This is a genomic window from Streptomyces poriticola, assembly GCF_036689765.1.
Classification (GTDB): domain Bacteria; phylum Actinomycetota; class Actinomycetes; order Streptomycetales; family Streptomycetaceae; genus Streptomyces; species Streptomyces poriticola.
This window is the reverse complement of sequence record NZ_JBAGKH010000025.1, coordinates 59530-77842: the sequence shown is the minus strand read 5'-3', so window position 1 is coordinate 77842 and position 18313 is coordinate 59530. Positions and strand designations below refer to the sequence as shown.

Annotated in this window: 14 protein-coding genes; 10 read left to right on the top strand and 4 right to left on the bottom strand. The window is 73.4% G+C overall.

The window, feature by feature from the left end; genetic code table 11:
- The first annotated feature begins 1 nt into the window (after nucleotide 1).
- The gene (locus V5O46_RS24785) at nucleotides 2-2467 is read left to right on the top strand and encodes an SDR family NAD(P)-dependent oxidoreductase (protein ID WP_332886891.1); all 2466 of its coding nucleotides are present in this window, start codon (nucleotides 2-4) and stop codon (nucleotides 2465-2467) included.
- A 212-nt stretch (nucleotides 2468-2679) separates the two neighbouring features.
- Here V5O46_RS24785 and V5O46_RS24780 read toward each other — a convergent pair whose 3' ends face one another.
- A complete protein-coding gene (locus V5O46_RS24780; protein ID WP_332886890.1) occupies nucleotides 2680-3777 on the bottom strand; it encodes a winged helix DNA-binding domain-containing protein in 1098 nt (365 codons plus the stop codon).
- Between the two features lie 246 nt (nucleotides 3778-4023).
- On the opposite strand from V5O46_RS24780, the gene V5O46_RS24775 reads away from it, so the two are divergent.
- The 8 genes from V5O46_RS24775 (at nucleotide 4024) to V5O46_RS24740 (ending at nucleotide 11936) form a co-directional block, all read left to right on the top strand.
- A complete protein-coding gene (locus tag V5O46_RS24775) occupies nucleotides 4024-4674 on the top strand; it encodes a DUF1775 domain-containing protein (protein ID WP_332886889.1) in 651 nt (216 codons plus the stop codon).
- 1 nt (nucleotide 4675) lies between these two features.
- Nucleotides 4676-6529 carry a copper resistance CopC/CopD family protein gene (locus V5O46_RS24770; protein ID WP_332886888.1) on the top strand — a complete coding sequence of 618 codons (1854 nt, stop codon included), beginning with the start codon at nucleotides 4676-4678 and terminating at the stop codon, nucleotides 6527-6529.
- Nucleotides 6530-7545: 1016 nt separating this feature from the next.
- Nucleotides 7546-8121 carry a superoxide dismutase family protein gene (locus V5O46_RS24765; RefSeq protein WP_332886887.1) on the top strand — a complete coding sequence of 192 codons (576 nt, stop codon included), beginning with the start codon at nucleotides 7546-7548 and terminating at the stop codon, nucleotides 8119-8121.
- Nucleotides 8100-8696 (top strand): copper resistance CopC family protein, encoded by a 597-nt coding sequence (locus V5O46_RS24760; RefSeq protein ID WP_332886886.1) that lies wholly within the window; start codon nucleotides 8100-8102, stop codon nucleotides 8694-8696. The genes V5O46_RS24765 and V5O46_RS24760 overlap by 22 nt, the downstream gene beginning before the upstream one ends.
- A 61-nt stretch (nucleotides 8697-8757) precedes the next feature.
- A complete protein-coding gene (locus V5O46_RS24755) occupies nucleotides 8758-9249 on the top strand; it encodes a hypothetical protein (RefSeq protein ID WP_408649049.1) in 492 nt (163 codons plus the stop codon).
- A gap of 130 nt (nucleotides 9250-9379) precedes the next feature.
- Nucleotides 9380-9754: a hypothetical protein gene (locus V5O46_RS24750; protein WP_332886885.1), complete on the top strand. Its 375-nt coding sequence runs from the start codon at nucleotides 9380-9382 to the stop codon at nucleotides 9752-9754.
- 207 nt (nucleotides 9755-9961) lie between these two features.
- Nucleotides 9962-10153 (top strand): hypothetical protein, encoded by a 192-nt coding sequence (locus tag V5O46_RS24745; RefSeq protein WP_332886884.1) that lies wholly within the window; start codon nucleotides 9962-9964, stop codon nucleotides 10151-10153.
- Between the two features lie 304 nt (nucleotides 10154-10457).
- Nucleotides 10458-11936 (top strand): glutamate--cysteine ligase, encoded by a 1479-nt coding sequence (locus tag V5O46_RS24740; protein ID WP_332886883.1) that lies wholly within the window; start codon nucleotides 10458-10460, stop codon nucleotides 11934-11936.
- Nucleotides 11937-11960: 24 nt separating this feature from the next.
- Here the strand turns inward: V5O46_RS24740 and V5O46_RS24735 are convergent, their stop codons facing one another.
- Together V5O46_RS24735 and V5O46_RS24730 are read right to left on the bottom strand one after the other, a co-directional pair.
- Entirely contained in the window at nucleotides 11961-13163 is a 1203-nt protein-coding gene (locus tag V5O46_RS24735) for an amidohydrolase family protein (protein WP_332886882.1), read from the bottom strand.
- 349 nt (nucleotides 13164-13512) lie between these two features.
- The gene (locus tag V5O46_RS24730; protein WP_332886881.1) at nucleotides 13513-14322 is read right to left on the bottom strand and encodes a universal stress protein; all 810 of its coding nucleotides are present in this window, start codon (nucleotides 14320-14322) and stop codon (nucleotides 13513-13515) included.
- 358 nt (nucleotides 14323-14680) lie between these two features.
- On the opposite strand from V5O46_RS24730, the gene betT reads away from it, so the two are divergent.
- Nucleotides 14681-16795, top strand: a complete 2115-nt coding sequence (betT, locus tag V5O46_RS24725) for a choline BCCT transporter BetT (RefSeq protein WP_332886880.1) — start codon at nucleotides 14681-14683, stop codon at nucleotides 16793-16795.
- A gap of 573 nt (nucleotides 16796-17368) precedes the next feature.
- On the opposite strand, the gene V5O46_RS24720 is transcribed toward betT, so the two are convergent.
- Nucleotides 17369-18271, bottom strand: coding sequence for a LysR family transcriptional regulator (locus V5O46_RS24720; protein WP_332886916.1), 903 nt, complete (start codon nucleotides 18269-18271; stop codon nucleotides 17369-17371).
- Between the last annotated feature and the right edge of the window lie 42 nt (nucleotides 18272-18313).

The following is an 18313-nucleotide window of genomic DNA, read 5'->3' as shown; positions in this document are numbered from 1 at the left end:
CGTGCTCCGGCGGATCCGCTCCGGCTTCGACCACCAGGTGCTGACCTTCGGCGACCACTACCCGCCGCCCCCCATGACGGTCAGCGGCCTGCCACCCCGCACCGCGCGCCGGATCGACCGCACTCAACTCATCGCACTGGAAGCGGTGGCGGCTCTGCAAGAGCGCTGCGGTCAGCTGTGGTCGGACCACACCGCCACCACCGGAGTCCTGGTCGGCATGTGGGAGCCGCTGCGCCAGTCCCTAGGGGCCACGGTCCGAAGCTACGCGCCGAACCTGAGTCGCCTCGCCTCGGCTTTGCGGGAAGCCGGCCATCCCGCCTCCGGTGACGCTGTCGCGGAGGGGCTGGCACAGGTTCTCCAGCAGGTCCCACCACTGACGGGCGACGTCACTCCCGGACTCATGGCGAACGTGACCGCCGCCCGGATCGCCAGCCGATGGGACCTGCACGGACTCACTCTGGCGGTCGGCGCGGGCCGCGACGCGGTCCTGCAGGCCGTCGAAATCGCCGACCGATTCCTGTCCGCAGGCCAACTCGACGTCGCCCTGGTCATTGGCGCCAACGGCAACTCCACCCCACTGGCCGCGGCCCTCACCGGCATCAAGGCGGACTCCATCGCCGAAGGCGCATTCGTGTTCGCCCTGACGCGCGCTTCCCTGGCCAGGGAACGTGGAACGCCCGCGCTCGCCCGTATCGGGTGTGCATCCGCCGCCCTGTCAGTGGAGGACCCCCGCGACATCACGTTGACCGGGGGCGCCAGCCCGCAGCGGCCGTCGTTCCTCAGCGCCGACGGTGCGCTCGGCATCCTGCGGGCCCTCATGACGCCGGAGAAGCCCTCCAGAGTTCACGGACAGGCCGACAGGCAGGTGCTGAACATCCTGCCCGTCGAACTGCCCGCCACCTTCGAAGGCAGGCCAAGGCCCCGCTGTCAACTGGTCTACGCCCCGGCGACCGGGCATCCGCAGAGCGCACCTCTCGACCCGTTGCCGCGAGGCAGCCTCGTGCTCACCAACCGGCCGGAGCTGGCAGCGCGCTTGGTGAACCTCGCCGACAGTGCGGACACCACCATCGTCTGCACCGGCAGCAATGACGGCCCCGGAACGAGTGCAGTCGCCACCCCGGTCGGCGACTGGGACAATCTCGAGGCCGCCCGCGTCGAGCTGCGACGGCCTCTACGCGACGTACGGGTCGTCGCCGACCTAGGCGGCCCGACCGACGAGCCGCCTGCCGACCATGTACGCAGGCTTCACGAACTGGCGTTCCTGGCGGCAAGCCGTGTGCGTGCGGGCGGCGGGGAGAACGGCACATTCCTGACCGTGATGCTCGGTGGTGTACGGAACGGCACCCCCGTCCCTGCGGCCGGCCTGTTCACGGGGATGAACGCCGGCCTCGCTCTCGACCTGCCCACAGTCCGGTTCGTCACCCTCGCCACGGATGCCGCAGACCTGGAGACGGCACTGGCTCAGCTGCGGCGGGAGTCTGCCCATGCCTCCACCCCCCACGGCGTGTGCGTGGTGCAAGGACAGCGGCATGCGGTCCGCCTGATCGAGGCAGCCGCCACCGCACCGGTCCCCGGCCACGCCCGGCCCTCCGTCATCCTCGCGGTCGGCGGCGGCAGAGGAATCACTGCCGCCTGCGTGCGAGCGCTGGTCACACGCTCCTCCGCGACCCTGTGGATTCTCGGCAGCACGCCTCTCGACGGCTGGCCACAGCACCTCCTCACGTGCGAGGACGAGGCATTCAGGGCCCTCACGCCGGAGATCCTGCGACAGGCCGTGCACAGCGAGCCCGGGCGAACCCTCGCGGAGGCGCGCCGCCGACTCGGTCGGCTGCGGGCCGCCCGGGAAACCGCACGTACGCTCGCCGGCCTCCGGGACATCAACGGACCGCAGAACACGCACTACGTACCGTGCGACATCCGGGACCGGAGCGCTGTCGCCGAGGCTGCCCGCCAAGTCCTGGCCGTCACACCGGAGATCGACCTGTTGATCAACGGAGCCGGTGTCCGGCACAGCGCCGCCCCGGGACACAAGCCGCTCACCGGCTTCCGAGACGTCATCCAGACCAAGATCGACGGCCACCACAACCTCAAGACCGCCTTCCGCGGCCAGGTACGGCAATGGTGCACTTTCGGATCGGTGATCAGCCCGCTCGGCCTGCAGGGCGAGGCCGACTACGGGGCAGCCGGCGCCTACCTGGAGAACACGGCCAGGCTGTCCTTCCAGAGCAAAGAGAATGAGTTCACTATCGTATGGCCTTTGTGGGGCGAAATAGGCATGGCGGCAGACCCCCGAGTCCAAGCCGCCGTCACCAGGCACGTCCGACTGGCTCCTCTCGACCCGGACGAGGGAAGCGAGCAGTTCCTGGCAGAGCTGGACGCGCAGACCTCCACGCCGACACCCACCCCGCTCCCGCTGAGACTTGATGATGTCCAGGTACTCCGGGAAGATTTTCCGTCCCTGTTCTGACGATCTGCGTTGATTTATTGATATGGGTTTGGCGTGGCTGCGTCTGTGATTCGGGGCCGGTGCTTGCATGACCTGCCGTTGGTGGAAGTGGGCGATTCGTAGCACCCCGGGGTGACGCGCTGATCGAACCCGGCTCGCGGTTCACCGCCGGGCAGACCGGCGGGCCGCGACAGCGAGCCGTTCTGGAGCCGGCCGGCGCCCCCGGCGACGGCTCAGCGCGGCGAGGCCGAGATCCGTACGCGGGCACTGGCGCCGTCCGACAGGAACGACGCCAGGGTCCGACCCTCTTCACCCACGGCGGTGCGGTCCGCCCGGGAGAACCGGCGCAGGGGGGAGACACGCACCACGGCGTCCTCGACGGTCCAGGTCGCGGCGACCCGGCCGTCGACCAGGACCATGCGGGCGCCCTCGACGGACAGACCGCGATGCGCGTCGTCGATGATCCGGCTCCGGTCGTGATAGCCGAGGACCGCGTTGTCGAACGCCGGCAGGAACCGCACCGGAGCCGGAGTGCCGGGATCGGGGCGCAGCGCGCCGGGAAGGTCCAGCAGCTCGCGGCCCCGCTCGTCGCGGAAGGCGACCAGTTCCCCGCGGACCGCGGCCACCGCGGCCGGCAGCCCGGCCAGCCCGCACCAGGCGCGCAGATCGGCCGAGGCCGCGGGGCCGAACGCGGCCAGATAGCGCCGTACCAGGGCCTGGCCCACCGGATCGGAACCGTCCGCGGACGGGGGGTCGATCTCGCGGCCCAGCCAGGACGGCACCAGGGCGTTGCGCACCGCCGCCCTGGTCCGCCAGAGCCCGCGCGGCGGAAGTTGCACCAGCGGCAGCGCGGCGATCATGAGCTCACCGAGCGGCCGCGGCCCCGGCGCCGGCCAGCGCTCGGCTAGCGCCCGCCCCAGCCCGGTCATCGAGCGGGGCTCACCGTCGGCCATGACCGCCCGGCCGGCCGCGGCGACCTCGTCGACGTCGATCCCGGCGAGCTCGCGGCGGTAGGCCGCCAGGACCCGCTGGCGCAGCATGGGCTCGTGGCGGGCACGCCAGGCCACGGCGTCCTCGGCGGTGACGAGATGCACGGTGCGGCGCATGAGGTGGGTCCGCACCACCGTCCGCCGTTCCACCAGTTCGTCCAGCTCCGCCGGGTCGAACGCGGACAACCGGGACCAGAGCCCGACGAACGGCTCCTGCGGCTCCTGGGCCTGCAGACCGCACAGGTGCGCGACCGCGTCCGGCACCGGCAGGTCCACCCGGTCGAGCAGCAACTGCCTGGCGAGTGTCGCCCGGTTCAGCGCCCGGGCATCGAGAACGGTCATCGGTGCCCTGCCCCGGCCGTGGGTGTCGTGGTGCGCATCATCACTGTGATCCGGTTCCCCTCGGTTCCGTACGTACCCCTGGGGACCACCGTGGCAGATGAAGCGGACACTTCATGTCCTATATCCCGGGACGACGGGTGTCCGGCGTCCCGGGATCCGGTGTCCGGGGCGGCCGTTGAACACAACCGCCGCCGCTTCCGTATCCCCTTCAGGTGCGATCCGCCGTCCCCTCAAGGAGCCATCCCCGTGTCCCTGCACCACGCCGCCCGCGCGGCCGGCCGCACCGCGGCGGCCGGCGCCGCCGCGCTGACGGCCGTCCTCGCCCTGGCCGCCTCCGCCGCCGCCCATGCCCGGGTGGACGCCGACACCCCGCGGCCACTGGCCGAGAACGTCACCCTGACCTTCGTCTCCGAGGCCGAGTCCGGCAGCGCCGGCTTCACCCGGATCCGCGTCGTCCTGCCCGAGGGCATCCCTCCCGGAGAGGTCACGCTCGACGCCGCACCCGAGGGCTGGAGGCTGACTCCCGGTGACGACGGCTACACCGTCTCGGGGCCCGCCCTCGCGACCGGAGTCGACGCCGTCCACCGGGTCAGGGTCCGGCAACTGCCGGACGCAGCACAGCTGGTGTTCAAGACCGTCGAGACCTACGACGACGGAGCCGTCGCCCGCTGGATCGAACTCCCCGGCGGCGCGGCGGAGCCCGAACAGCCCGCCCCGGTGCTGCCCCTGACGGACACCGCGAGCGCCGCGACCGCCCCGGACCCCCGGCCCGCCGGGAACGCCGCCCCGGCCGAGCAGCGCGGCCCCTCCACCGGGCTGCTCACGGGCCTGGTGGTCGCGGTGCCGCTGGTACTGGGCGGCGGCGCGTGGTGGCTGGCCCGGCGCAGGGAGAGCTGACGTGGGACGACAGGGCGGGCACGGGCGGCGGCGTGCGGGCAGAGCGCTGGCGGCACTGGTCGCCGTGCTGGCCTGGGCGCTGCTCGGCGGTGCCGGACCGGCCTCGGCACATGCGGTGCCGACGGGCAGTGACCCGCGCGAGGGAACGGTGCTGAAGACCGCGCCTCGGCAGGTCACGGTCACCTTCAACGAGTCCGTCGAACTCGCCGAGGACTCGGTGCGGGTCCTCGACCCCGACGGCCGCCCGGTCACCGGCGGTGACCCCGAACACGCCGACGGCCGGGCGGACACCGCACGCGTCCCCCTGGCCGGGGGCCTCGACGACGGCACCTACACCGTCACCTGGCGGGTGCTCTCGGCGGACGGCCACGCCGTCTCCGGGGCCTTCACCTTCTCCCTGGGCGCACCCTCGCCGACCCCGGCCGAGGCCGCCGCCCGGCAGGCCGTGGACCCGGCCGTCGACGTGCTCGACGCCGTCGGGCGCCACACCGCCTACGCCGGCGTGGCCCTGCTGATCGGCATCGCCGTGTTCGTCCTGGTCTGCCGGCCCGGCACCGCGGCGGTACGGGCGCTGCGCGGACCGTTCCTGGCCGGATGGTGGGCGCTGGCGGTGTCCACGGCCGCACTGCTGCTGGTGCGGGGCCCCTACGAGAGCGGGGACGGGCCGGCGGGAGCGCTCGACCCGGAGCTGCTGGGCCGTACGGTGACCGGCCGGCCCGGCCTCGCGCTGCTGTCCCGGCTGGCCCTGCTCCTGCTGCTCGCCCTGATACTGCGCCGCCTGCCGCCCGAGCGGTGGGCCGACCGGCGTACGGTCATCGCCGGGACCGCCCTCGCCGTCGGTCTCGCGGCGACCTGGGCCGCCGCCGATCACGCCGCCACCGGCATCCAGGTGCCCGTCGCCCTGGTCTCGGCCGTGCTGCATCTGCTGGCCATGGCCGTGTGGCTCGGCGGACTGGCTGCACTTCTGTACACGCTGTACCGGTCCCCGGAACCTGCCGCGCTGCCGCCCGCCGCGGTGACCCGCTTCTCCCGGCTCGCGCTCGCCTCCGTGACCGTGCTGGCAGCCACCGGGGTCTACCAGTCCTGGCGCGGACTCGGTGCCTGGGACGCGTTCACCACCCCCTACGGCAGGATGCTCGCGCTCAAGACGATGGCCGTGACACTGATGCTGGTCGCGGCCTCCTGCTCGAGGAACTGGACTGAGCGGCTCCGGCAGCTTCCCCGGGAGGAGGAGCGGACGCCGGTGCTGGTCACCGCGGGCGGCGGCGCCGAGGCGCCGCCGCCCGGGCCGGAGACCGGGGCCCGCGGCACCAGCGGCTCCGGCCCCGGCAGCTCCGGCCCCGGCAGCTCCGGCCCCGGTCCGGGGGCCGCGCGGCGCGGACTGCGCAGGTCCGTACTGGCCGAGGTGGTGATCGGGGTGGTGGTGCTCGCGGTCACCACCGTGCTGACGGGCAGTCAGCCGGCGCGGTCCGCCGCCGAGGCCGCACCGGCCTCCGCGGTGCCCGGCCGGCCCGACGTCAATCTGACGGAGATCCCGTTCGACACCGGTGCCGCCGACGGGCGCGGCCGGGTGCAGATCACCCTGGAGCCGGGCCGGGTCGGCCGGAACGTGGTGGAGGCCGTGGTCTACGGCACCGACGGAAGCCTCATCGCCATCCCCGAACTCCGCCTCACCTTCACCCACGCCGAGCAGCAGGTGGGACCGCTCGACGCCGAACTCGCCGACCAGCGCGGCTACTGGGGCAGCGACACGCTCGACCTCCCGCTCGCCGGCACCTGGACCGCGCGGGCCACGGTGCGCGTCTCGGACATCGACCAGGTCACCGTGGAGGCAACCGTGCAGGTGACCCCGTGAGAAGCGGCCCGGCGGCGCGGTCCGGAACTTCTGCGCACATCGGTGAACGCTGCGGCCCGGCCGACCGTAAGGAACGGGAAGCCTGCAGGTCCTGAGGAGTTGCCCGATGCCCGCATTGCGCCGCCGAGGCCGCGGGGCGGATCACCGCCGCCCCGCGGCAGGCGTCGCCGCAATCCCGGCGGACGCACTGCGCACGGTGCGCGCCGCGGTGTTCGCGGCCGTGTGCGTGGTGACGACGGCTCTGGGCCATGCGCTGATGTCCGGCGAGCCGCTGCCCTGGTGGGCGGTGGGAGTCGCGTTCACCGGCGTCGCCACGGCCGCGTGGTGGCCGACCGGCCGGGAACGCGGCGCCGCCGAGGTCGTGGGCGCCACGGTCGTCGCCCAGGGTCTGATGCACGTGCTGTTCAGCCTCGCGGCGCTCCCCGGTGCGGGGGCCGGACATCCTGCGGGGACCCGTACGGGGATCCACGCCGGGATCCATGCCGGGCACCATGCAGGCGTCCACGGAGCGCCCGGCCCGGGGATCTCCGCCGTGACACACGGAGGCTCCGCCGGAATGCTGCTGGCGCATCTGCTCGCCGCCCTCGTGTGCGGCGTGTGGCTGTGGCACGGCGAGGCGGCGGTCCACCGCCTCGGCAGGGCCCTGGCGGCCCTGCTGTTCGCACCGCTGCGCCGGGTCTGCCAGGTGCTCTTCCGGACGGCGCCCGCGGGTCCGGCGGCGGTCCCCCCGGCCTCGGTCGCCGGCCCGGAGCCGGGGCGGCCCGCGCCGGCCGCACTGAGACACGCCGTGGTCCGCAGGGGGCCACCGGGCGCCGGTACGCCCGTCACGGGCACCTGCCCCGGCAACTCGCCCCTACCGATCGGAAGACCGCTCCATGAACCCCTCGTTCCCCTCAGACCCCTCCTTCCCCTCAGCTCCGTCGTCCTCCTCGAACGTCTCGGGCCGTCCGGCCGCCGCCTCCGCGCCGCTCCGCGGGGCCCGCTCACGCAGCCGTCTCGCCCTGGCGTGTGCCGCCGTGACGGCGGCGGCCGCCCTGCTGACCGGCTGCGGCGGCGACTCCTCCGGCGACACGGCGGACACGTCCGCCGGCTCCTCCTCGGCGTCTCCGACGGCGGGTGCGAAGGACAAGGCCGGCATGCACGACATGGACGGCATGGCGATGGGGGACCCGTCGGCCACGCCCGCCGACCAGATCCCCGGCGCCGACGTCGTCGAGGGCCCGCTCGAGCTGCTGGACACCCGCCCGCCCGGCATGGACGGCGTCGAGGGCACCGCCTGGCTGGCCCAGGGCGCCGAGGGCACCACGGTGACCGTGTCCCTCACCGGCCTCGAACCGGGCGACGCCTACATGGCCCACCTGCACGCACAGCCGTGCTCCGCCGACAACGGCGGCGAGCACTTCCAGTTCGAGAAGGGCGGCCCGACCATGCCGCCGAACGAGGTGCACCTCATGTTCACCGCCGACGCGTCGGGCAAGGGCATGACGACGGTGAACAACACCCGTAAGACCGGCGAGGACGCGGTCGCCCTCGTCGTCCACCCCCGCGAGGCGATGGACAACCGGATCGCATGCGCCGACTTCGCCTTCTGAGGGCGCTCGCCGCCCTGCTGGGGTGCCTGGGCGTGCTGCTGGTCCTCGGCGGCACGCCCGCCTCCGCCCACACCGCGCTCGAGGACGCGACGCCCGGGCCCGGCGGCGAGATCGCCACCGGCACCGACGTCGTCTCCCTGACCTTCGGCAGGCTCAAGACCGGCACCGTGCCGAAGCTCGCGCTGACCGGGCCCGACGGCACCGCGGTGCCCGTGGGCCGCCCGGTCGTGGTCCGCGACTCCGTGGTCTGCGCCGCGGTCGCCCCGCTGCGTGCCGGGGTCTCCACCCTCTCGTACACGGTCACGTCCGTCGACGGCGACCACCAGAGCAGCGCGTTCCAGTTCCGGGTCGCCGACGGGGCACCGGCCACCGCCCCGCAGTCCGCCTGCCGGGGTCTGGACCTTGCGGTGCCGGGCGTGGGCACGGACGGTCAGGACACGGTTCTGGGCCTGGGCCGCGGCATGGCGTTCGCCGTCCTGGCCGGGGTGGTCCTGCTGGTCGCGGGCGCGGGCGTGGTCGCCCTGCGCATGCTGCGCGGTCCCCGGCCGGCCGGAGGGAGGGGCGCCCCGGTGTGACAGCGGCGGCGTGCTGCCCGTGATCCGGATGAACACCCGCACCAGTCCATGGAGAGGTGACGTGCCCCAGCAACCCGGAGGACCCCCAGGCACGGCCCCGGCCCGCGCGGCCGTGCGGCGCGCGGCCGTCGTCGGAACCCTGGCGGTGCTGCCGCTGCTCACCGCGTGCAGCGGTGGCGCCCAGGATCAGCCGGCCGAGGACCCCCGGCCGGCGCAGACGTCGGCAGCCCCGGCGGCCGGGGTCGTCGCCCCGGCCAAGGTCGAGGTGATCGCGGGTCTGACCGGCTGCCGGGCCACGATCCGCGTCGACGCGGACCAGCTCCGGCAGGGCCTGTGCCACACCCCGGAGGCGGACTTTCTGATCACCACCTTCCCCGAGGAGAAGTACCAGCGGACCTGGCTGGCCGAGGCGGCGGTCTACGGAGGCACGTACCTGGTCGGCCCGCGCTGGGTGGTCAGTGCGAAGTCGGCCATGCTCGCCGGACTCCGCGAGAAGCTCGGCGGAACCATCCGGCAGCTGCGCGGGATCGGTCCCACCGCTGGTTCCCCGTGACGTGTGCGCCCTGTGCGCCCGTGGCGCACTACGGACCAGTTTCTGCCATTCCCGGAGGAAGGCCGGTATAGGGATGACTTGGCCACTACTGTCATGAACGACTCATTCACGAGCCGAAGGGGGAAACAGCATGCGCAAGCGTGCCATCGGGATTCTGGCCACCGCGGCGGCGTTCGCCGGTGTCATCGCGACCGCGCCGTCGGCCTCCGCGGAGCCGAACCCGCCCGGATGCGGGAAGGGGTACTTCTGCGCGTACTCCGGATACGACCAGTCCGGGCGGCTCCTGCTGCGGACCGCCGGGAACTGGTCGGGCACCATCTACAACGTGAGGTCGACGTTCAACAACGGCTACGCCTACCCGGGAGCCGATCACATCGACCAGACCTACACCTACCGTGGCAACACCTACACCAAGTGCCTGCACTACAACCCCGGTCCCGGCCAGTACAAGGCCAACTGGGCCGACATCACGCTCAAGAACGTGCGCTGGCGCGGCGAGTGCTAGCACGTGACTGAGGGAGGAGCCCGGGCCTGACCGACCCGGGCTCCTCCGCACGGGACCTTCCGCCGCCGCTCCGCGCCCGCGGGCGGGCCCCGGTCCGGTCCGCTCCGCTTGCATAGCCCCCGCCAGCGCGTTTTGGTGGAAGCGGACACATGGGGCGGGCCCCGGGCGTGCCGACGTCCGGGCACCCCCTCACCCGAGGAGGTCGCTATGGCGCACCACCACAAGTCCAACCAGGCGGTCGAAGGCGATCCGGACACGGGGCACGGCAGGGGCATGCCCCGCCGGCCGAACCAGGACGAGCTCGCCGCACGGACGGCACGTGAGCGGCAGGAAGCGGGCCTGACGGACGGCGGGTCGCCGGAGATCTCGGGCGTCGGACCGGCACGACCCCGGCCGTGAATGTCACCGGTCCGGCCACGACCGGTGCGGCAGCACACACGCCGGGCCGCGGGCGGCACGGCAGCAGGCTCGGCGAACAGACGGAGGTTCCCATGTCCTCGAAGCGACGCCGGAAGAAGAAGTCCCGCCGCAACCACGCCGCCAACCACGGCAAGCGGCCCCAGTCCTAGCCTCCGGACCTGCGGCAGGAGGCCACCGCGTGCCAGCACCGGTGCCCCGGGCGTCTCCTCGCGTGGTCGGAGTCGCCCGGTGGTGCGACGCTGGGACTGAGGGGGGTCCGTGCAAGGGAAACGGGAGGGGGCCGATGGGACGGGACGTCCCGGCGCTGGTCTTCACCCGAGAGGACCGCCGCCGGTACCGGATCAAGATGCAGAAGTGCCTCGACGCGCTGGCGCAGATGCTGCGCGACGAGCGCTTCGAGGCCGAGCGGCCCCAGGTCGGCCTGGAGATCGAACTGAACCTCGTCGACGACCGGGCCGAACCGGCGATGCGCAACAACGACGTGCTCGAGGCGATCGCGGACCCCGCCTGGTCCACCGAACTGGGCCGGTTCAACCTGGAGATCAACGTGCCGCCGCGGCGGCTGACCGCGGGCGGCCCGGACGCCTGGGAATCCGAGATCCGCGCCGCCCTCAATCACGCTGAGGAACGCGCCGCAACGGTCGGTGCACACCTGATCATGACGGGCATCCTGCCCACCCTGCGGCAGCAGGACGTCGGCGAGACCGCGCTCTCGGAGAACCCCCGCTACCGCCTGCTCAACGACCAGATCTTCGCCGCGCGGGGCGAGGACCTGCGTATCGAGGTGGACGGTGTGGACCGGCTGCGCACCTACGCCGACACCATCACCCCCGAGGCCGCCTGCACCAGCACCCAGTTCCATCTGCAGGTGTCGCCCGAGCGGTTCGCCGACTACTGGAACGCGGCGCAGGCGATCGCCGGGATCCAGGTCGCCCTGGCCGCCAACGCCCCCTTCCTGTTCGACAAGGAGCTGTGGCACGAGACCCGCGTCCCGCTGTTCGAGCAGGCCACGGACACCCGGCCGGAGGAGATCAAGGTGCAGGGCGTCCGCCCCCGGGTCTGGTTCGGGGAGCGCTGGATCACCAGCGTCTTCGACCTCTTCGAGGAGAACCTGCGCTACTTCCCCGCACTGCTGCCCCTGTGCGAGGACCAGGATCCGGTCGAGACCCTGGACCGGGGCGACGTGCCGGAGCTGGCCGAGCTCACCCTGCACAACGGCACCATCTACCGCTGGAACCGCCCGGTCTACGCCATCGCCCAGGACAGACCGCATGTGCGGGTGGAGAACCGGGTGCTGCCCGCCGGCCCCACGGTCGCCGACACCCTCGCCAACGGCGCCTTCTACTACGGGCTCACCCGAGCCCTGGCCGAGGAGGAGCGGCCGGTGTGGTCGCGGATGTCCTTCTCGGCGGCCGAGGACAACCTCCACACGGCTGCCCGGCACGGCATGGAGGCACGCATGTACTGGCCCGGCATGGGCGAGGTGCCGGCCTCCGAGCTCGTCCTGCGACGGCTGCTGCCGCTGGCCCACTTCGGCCTGGAGCGCTCCGGCATGGACGCGGCCTGGCGGGAACCGCTGCTCGGCATCATCGAACAGCGGTGCGTCACCGGCCGCAACGGAGCTGCCTGGCAGAAGGAGATGCTCCACCACATCGACGCCTCCGCCCGCTGCGGCCGGCACGAGGCCCTGCGCCGGATGACCGAGGCGTACATCGAGTACATGCATCTCAACGCCCCGGTCCACACCTGGCCGGTCGACTGACCGCGCCGCCGGGCACCGCGCTGATCAGCGGCGGCTCGCCGCGCCGACGAGGTGGGGCCGTCCGCCCTGCAGCACCAGCCGCACCGCGCGCAGCGCCTGCAGATCGGTCAGCGGATCGCCGTCCACGGCCACGAGATCCGCCCGGCAGCCGGGCCGGAGCCGGCCGGTGTCGTGGCCGATGCCCAGCGCCTGTGCGGTGCCGTGGGTCGCCAGGACGACGATCTCGGCGGGAGAGAACCCGATGTGCTCGAAGAACTCCAGGCTGGAGACGAAGTCGTCGAAGACGGCGTGCCCCACCCCCGCGTCCGTGCCGGTGAGCAGCCGTACCCCCCGCTCGTGCATCCGGCGCATCCGCGTGAACATCTCCTCGGCCCGCTCGGCGCCGAACCGCCGGGCGAAGCCGCGCCAGCCGGGGCCGGCCGCCGGGCACACGGCGATGCCCCGGGCCGCGATCTCCGCCACCAGGTCCTCCCGGACGTCGAACCCGCCGGGGCCCATCCAGGTGCAGTGCTCGACGGTGGCCACACCGGCGGCCACCGCGGCGGCGATCCCCGGGGTGCCGTGGGCGTGCGCCGCCACCGGCAGTCCGGCCCGCCCCGCCTCCTCGACCACCAGCCGCAGCTCCTCCTCGGTGAACTGCGCCTGCCAGATCGCCGGTCCGCCCCGGGTGAGACCCCCGCCGGTGGCCATCACCTTGACGACGTCCACCCCGTGCTCGACATTGCGCCGGACCGTCTCCCGGATGGCCTCCGCGCCCCGGGCCTCGCCGCCGAGGAACCAGCAGTGGCCGCCGGGCGCGGTCACCGGAGACCCCGCCGTGAGGATGCGCGGACCGGGCAGCCGCCCGGCGGCGATCTCCCCGCGCAGCCGGACCGCCAGATGATTGCGGTCGCCGAGGTCGCGCACGGTGGTGACGCCGGTGTCCAGCAGCCGGACCGCCCGCTCGGCCATGTCCCGGACCAGCGCGGTGTCGTCGGTCGCGGCCAGCGTGGCGACCGGGTCCGGTCCGGCGTCCAGCACCAGGTGCACATGGGCGTCGATGAGCCCCGGAAGCACCGTGCCCCCGGGGCAGGAGTAGCCCGCGACGGCGTGCGGGGCGCGGGCAGCGACCTCCGCCCGCGGGCCGACATCGGCGACGACGCCGTCCCGGACCAGCACGGCGCCGTCGTCGATGAGCTCGCCGGGCGGGCCGAGCAGGACGCGTCGCGCAGAGACGAGGGTGTCCATCGAGAGCTCCTCCCGCGGGCGAGGGCGATCGCAGGGCTCCCGGACCGGCCGGGCCCCGGCAGTGATCGTAGGCCGCGCGGACCGCCCTCCGTACGCTCCTGACCGGGGCACCGCATGCTTCCGGCCATCCCCGCGGCGGGCCGGGGCCCGTCCGCCCGGCCGATCGGGCGCAAGCCGATCGGGCGCTAGGAGACCGGCGGTGGCCGGTCGGCGCAGGTGAGCGAGGGCCCCACGTCCCCCGGACGGTGGGGAGGGCGTGCCGGATTCCGCGTCCGCGGCACGATCCCCGACCGGGCCCGGGCGTGCGGCGACGCGAACGCCTCACCCCGTAGGTGCCGGGGCGAACCCCTCATCCCTCCCCGCGGACCACGGCGACCGGGCTGTGCGCGTGGTGCAGCAGCGCCTGGCTCACCGAACCCAGCAGCATGCCGGCGAACCCGCCGCGCCCCCGCGCCCCGACGACCAGCAGCTGGGCGCTCCGGCTCGCCTCGATCAGCACCTCGCGGGTCTCGCCGCTCGTCACCTCGTGCCGGACCGAGACGTCCGGGTACGCCTCCGAGTGGCCCACGAGCGCCTCGGCCAGCAGCCGCTCCGCGCTTTCCACCCCCGTACCGACCGGCGCGTACTCCGGTAGCCACGCGTGCACGGCCACGATCTCGGCGCCGCGCAGCGCCGCCTCGGCGAACGCGAACCCGATGGCCGGCTCGCCGACGGGGGAGCCGTCCACGCCCAGGACGACCGGGCCGTCCTCGGCCGGCGTCTCGCGGACCACCAGCACCGGACACCGACCGTGGGCGGCCAGGGACACCGCCGTCGAGCCCAGCAGCATGCCGAGGAAACCGCCCGTGCCCCGGGAGCCGACCACCACCAGGTCCGCGGCCCGTGACTCCGCCTCCAGCACCGCCACGGCGCTGCCGTCCACCACCGCCTCGGTGACCTCCGCCCCGGGCGCCAGGCTCCGGGCCCGCTGCGCCGCCTCGCTCACCAGACGCCGGGCCGGAGCCGGGTCCGGCGGTGCGTACGACGGCCGCACCGGATGGGCGAAGGCGTGCACCACACGCAGCTCCGACCGGCGCAGCCGGGCCTCCCGGGCGGCCTGTTCCACCGCGGCGAGACTCGACGACGAGCCGTCCACTCCGACGACGACCAGATTGCCCACCGCTGCTCCACCTCCGGAGGTATCCCCGCCCACGGGCGCCGACGCCCCCGCTCCCGCCGGCCGCTCCACGCCGGGCGCCGGCCCGCCTCGCGCGATGCACCCATGGTCGGCGCCCACCGGCCCGCACGCGACCCGGTTGTGGGCCGTTCGGACCGGCGTGCCCGGTGGAAGCGGCAACACGTCCGGCGGGTACTGGACGGGCCGAAAGCTGGTGAGGAGACTGCCGTATCACCTGTGCCCAGTGTGTCCGGGTACGACGAGATGTCTCCCGTGCCCCCCACGGGCCACGACCTGCGGCAGCCGCCGCGGGCCCGTGCGGAGCCGACGTCCTCGTCCTCAGCGAAGGAGGAACACAGCCGTGTCGACTGCAGGAGACAAGGGCGGAACAACGGCACTCGAGGAGCACGAGGGAACCGTGCCGCGGGGTGAGGGCTCACTCAAGCTCGTGGTCTTCGCCGGATCGGCCGTGCTGATCCTCGCGATCTCGATCTGGGCGATCATCACGCCCTCCGGGGCGGAAGAGGCCATCGGAGTGGCGGTCGACAAGATCTCCTCCTGGTTCGGCTGGTACTACTTCCTCGCCGCGACCCTGTACCTGCTGTTCGTGGTGTTCATCGGTGTGTCGAAGTACGGCACCGTCAAGCTCGGACCCAAGCACTACAAGCCCGACTACGGGCTGTTCGCCTGGGCGGCGATGCTGTTCGCCGCGGGCATCGGCATCGACTTGATGTTCTTCTCGGTCGCCGGGCCGGTGAGCCACTACCTCGCGCCGCCGGAGGGCGACCCGGAGTCGATCGAGGCGGCCCGGCAGGCGGTGGTGTGGACCCTGTTCCACTACGGCATCACCGGCTGGGCCATGTACGCGCTGATGGGCATGGTGCTCGGCTACTTCGCGTTCCGGTACCGGCTGCCGCTGGCGATCCGCTCCGCGCTGTACCCGATCATCGGCCGGCGGATCCACGGGCGGATCGGGGACGCCGTCGACCTGGCGGCCATCATCGGCACCGTGTTCGGCATCTCGGTGTCGCTGGGCATCGGCGTGGTGCAGCTCAACTACGGTCTGAACTTCCTCTTCGACGTGCCGGAGGGGCTCCCCGCACAGATCGGCCTGATCGCCGTGGCGGTGGTCATGGCGACGGTCTCCGCGGTGGCCGGCGTCGACAAGGGCATCCGCCGGCTGTCGCAGCTCAACGTGCTGCTGGCCATTCTGCTGATGCTCTTCATCCTCATCGTCGGCGAGCCGTTCCGGCTGCTCAACGCCCTCGTGCAGAACGTCGGCGACTACGTCGCAGGCTTCCCGTCGATGACCCTGAACACCTTCGCCTACGACCAGCCGACCGAGTGGCTGGACGCCTGGACGCTGTTCTTCTGGGCCTGGTGGATCGCCTGGGCGCCGTTCGTCGGGCTGTTCCTCGCCCGGATCTCCCGGGGCCGCACCCTGCGCCAGTTCGTCGCCGCCACCCTGATCATCCCGTTCCTGTTCACCGGCATCTTCCTGGCCGTGTTCGGCAACAGCGCGCTGTTCGTGGTGCGGGACGGCGACACCGAGTTCGGCGAACTCGCGATGACCGTCCCCGAACAGGGTTTCTACGGGCTGCTGGACCAGTACCCCGGCGCCCTGTTCAGCGCCGGACTCGCCACGTTCGTGGGTCTGCTGCTCTACGTCACCTCCGCCGACTCCGGTGCCCTCGTCATGGGCAACCTCAGCTCCGACCTGCCCACGCCGGTGACCGACGCCCGGCCGTGGCTGCGTATCTTCTGGGCCCTGACGACGGGTCTGCTCACCCTCGCCATGCTGATCGTGGGCGGGGTGCAGGCGCTCACCGACGCCACCATCATCATGGGCCTGCCGTTCTCCTTCGTGATGTTCCTGATCATGGCGGGGCTCTATCTGGCGCTGCGCACCGAGCGGATGCGGGAGGAGGCGCTGACCACCACGCTGCCCGCCTCGCTCTCCGGGCGCACCCCGCACCCGCCGGGCGTGCGCAACTGGCGGCAGCGGCTGGCGCGTGCGATGGCCTTCCCCGGCCGGCGGGCGGCCACCCGGTTCGTCGACGACGTCGGCCGGCCCGCCTTCCGGGACGTCACCCAGGAACTGCGGCAGCAGGGGACGGACGCAGAGCTCCTGGAGGGCGTCGACGAGGACAACGGCCTCCCGCACGTCGGCCTGCGGGTGCCGATCGGCCCCGTCGACGAGTTCGTCTACCGGATCTGGCCGGTCGAGATGCCGACCCCCGGGTTCGCCACCCGGTCGGTCAGCACCCACGACACCTATGTGCGCTTCGAGGTCCAGCTGGCCGAGGGCAACCAGGGCTACGACGTGATGGGTTACACCAAGGAACAGCTCATCGCCGACGTCCTCGACCAGTACGAGCGGCACCTGGAGTTCCTGCGGCTGCACCACGAGGCGACCGCCGAGTCGGCGCTGCCCGACCACCGGCCGGACGCACCGGAGGCACATCTGCCGGAGTAGCCGCGCAACTGCCGGAGCAGCCGTGCCGGGCCCGGCTCAGCGCCGGCCCGGCTCAGCGCCGGGTACGGACGAACACGTCGCCGATCGGATGCGTGCCGTCTGGTGCCCCCGCGCGGACAGTTGCGGCGTCGGCGTGGACTCGCCGGGCACCACCACGCGGCGCGCCGGCGCACCCGGAGCCGTCCGCCGGTAGTCGCTGTGCGGTGCGTCGGTTCCGGGGACCGGGTTGGCCGTCCCCGACTCGAAGGCCACCACACCGCCGTCCGCGCCGGCCACCGGTTCCGGCGAGTGCCCGTTGCCGCGGTCCCGTGGGGCGCGACACCGATCCGCTCGGTCCGCGGGACCGGATCCCCGCCGCCGGCCGGGGCGGAGCTCCTCGCCTGGGCGGAGCCGGTGAGGCTGCTGACAGCGACCGTCGTGGCGGGGTCGGGGCGATGCGTGACGACGGCCTGATCGGATGTCCCTTCCCGGCCGCGGAGGGCCCGGGCGGGCCGTCCGCGGGCCCCCGTGCCCCCTGCCCCGGGCAGAGGATCCACGTGACGAAAGCGCGTCCGCCCGCGGCGCCGCCGGACGTCACCCGTCGGTCCCGGTGCCTCGCCGCACCCCGAGGACATCGAGCATCGCCTGCGTGGCCGGGCTCGGGTTGAAACGGCCCCAGGCCAGATACTCGATCCGGTGCGGGCCGTCGACCACCGGGACGAGCGCCAGTCCGGGATCGCCGGCGGCGAGCGGCCGGATGAACGCCGACGGCAGCAGCGCAACACCGAGCCCGCGCCCGATCAGCCGGATGATCAGCTCGACCACGCCGGCCTCGTACGCGACCTCACGGGCCAGCCCCGCGGCGGCGAACGCCTGGTCGGACTGGGCCCGGGCGGGCGTGCCCGCCACGAAGTCCACGAACGTCTCCGCCGCGATCTCGTCCAGCGTGACCCGGGAGGCCCCCGCGAGCCGGTGCCCGGCCGGCACCACCAGCACATGGGCGTCGTGATCGAGGACGACCGTCTCCACCCCGGCCGGCCGCTGGTCCTCCGGCAGGCCGAGGAAGGCGATGTCCAGCTCGCCGCGCCGGATCGCCGCCGCCATCTCGTCGCTGCGGCCGGACCGGAGAACCACATGCACGTCCGGGTACCGGGCCCGGTAGCGCTGCAGGAGCTCGGGTACGTCGACGGCGGCGGTCGTCACGATCACCCCCACCGCGAGCCGGCCGCGCACCGCACCGGCCGCGGCGGCGGCATCGGCGGCGGCGCGCCCGGCGGCGGCCAGGCACTCCCGCGCCGCGGCGACGAACGCCGCTCCGGCGCTGGTGAGCTCGGTGCGGCGGCTCGACCGCGCGAACAGCCGGACGCCGAGCTCCCGCTCCAGGGCGGCGATGCGGTGGCTGAGGGACGACTGCACGACGGAGCAGCGCTCGGCGGCGCGGGTGAAGTTGCGGGTTTCGGCGACGGCGACGACGTACCGCATCTGCTGGAGATCCACCCGACCATCGTCATGGCTCATGGCTGTCATGGCAAGCATGCT

Coding starts and splice junctions, on each gene's coding strand:
- V5O46_RS24780 (WP_332886890.1), bottom strand. CDS start 3,777: ATGACCGTTCTCGATGCCCGGGCGCTGAACCGGGCGACACTCGCCAGG.
- V5O46_RS24740 (WP_332886883.1), top strand. CDS start 10,458: ATGGGACGGGACGTCCCGGCGCTGGTCTTCACCCGAGAGGACCGCCGC.
- V5O46_RS24735 (WP_332886882.1), bottom strand. CDS start 13,163: ATGGACACCCTCGTCTCTGCGCGACGCGTCCTGCTCGGCCCGCCCGGC.
- V5O46_RS24750 (WP_332886885.1), top strand. CDS start 9,380: ATGCGCAAGCGTGCCATCGGGATTCTGGCCACCGCGGCGGCGTTCGCC.
- V5O46_RS24745 (WP_332886884.1), top strand. CDS start 9,962: ATGGCGCACCACCACAAGTCCAACCAGGCGGTCGAAGGCGATCCGGAC.
- V5O46_RS24760 (WP_332886886.1), top strand. CDS start 8,100: ATGCGCCGACTTCGCCTTCTGAGGGCGCTCGCCGCCCTGCTGGGGTGC.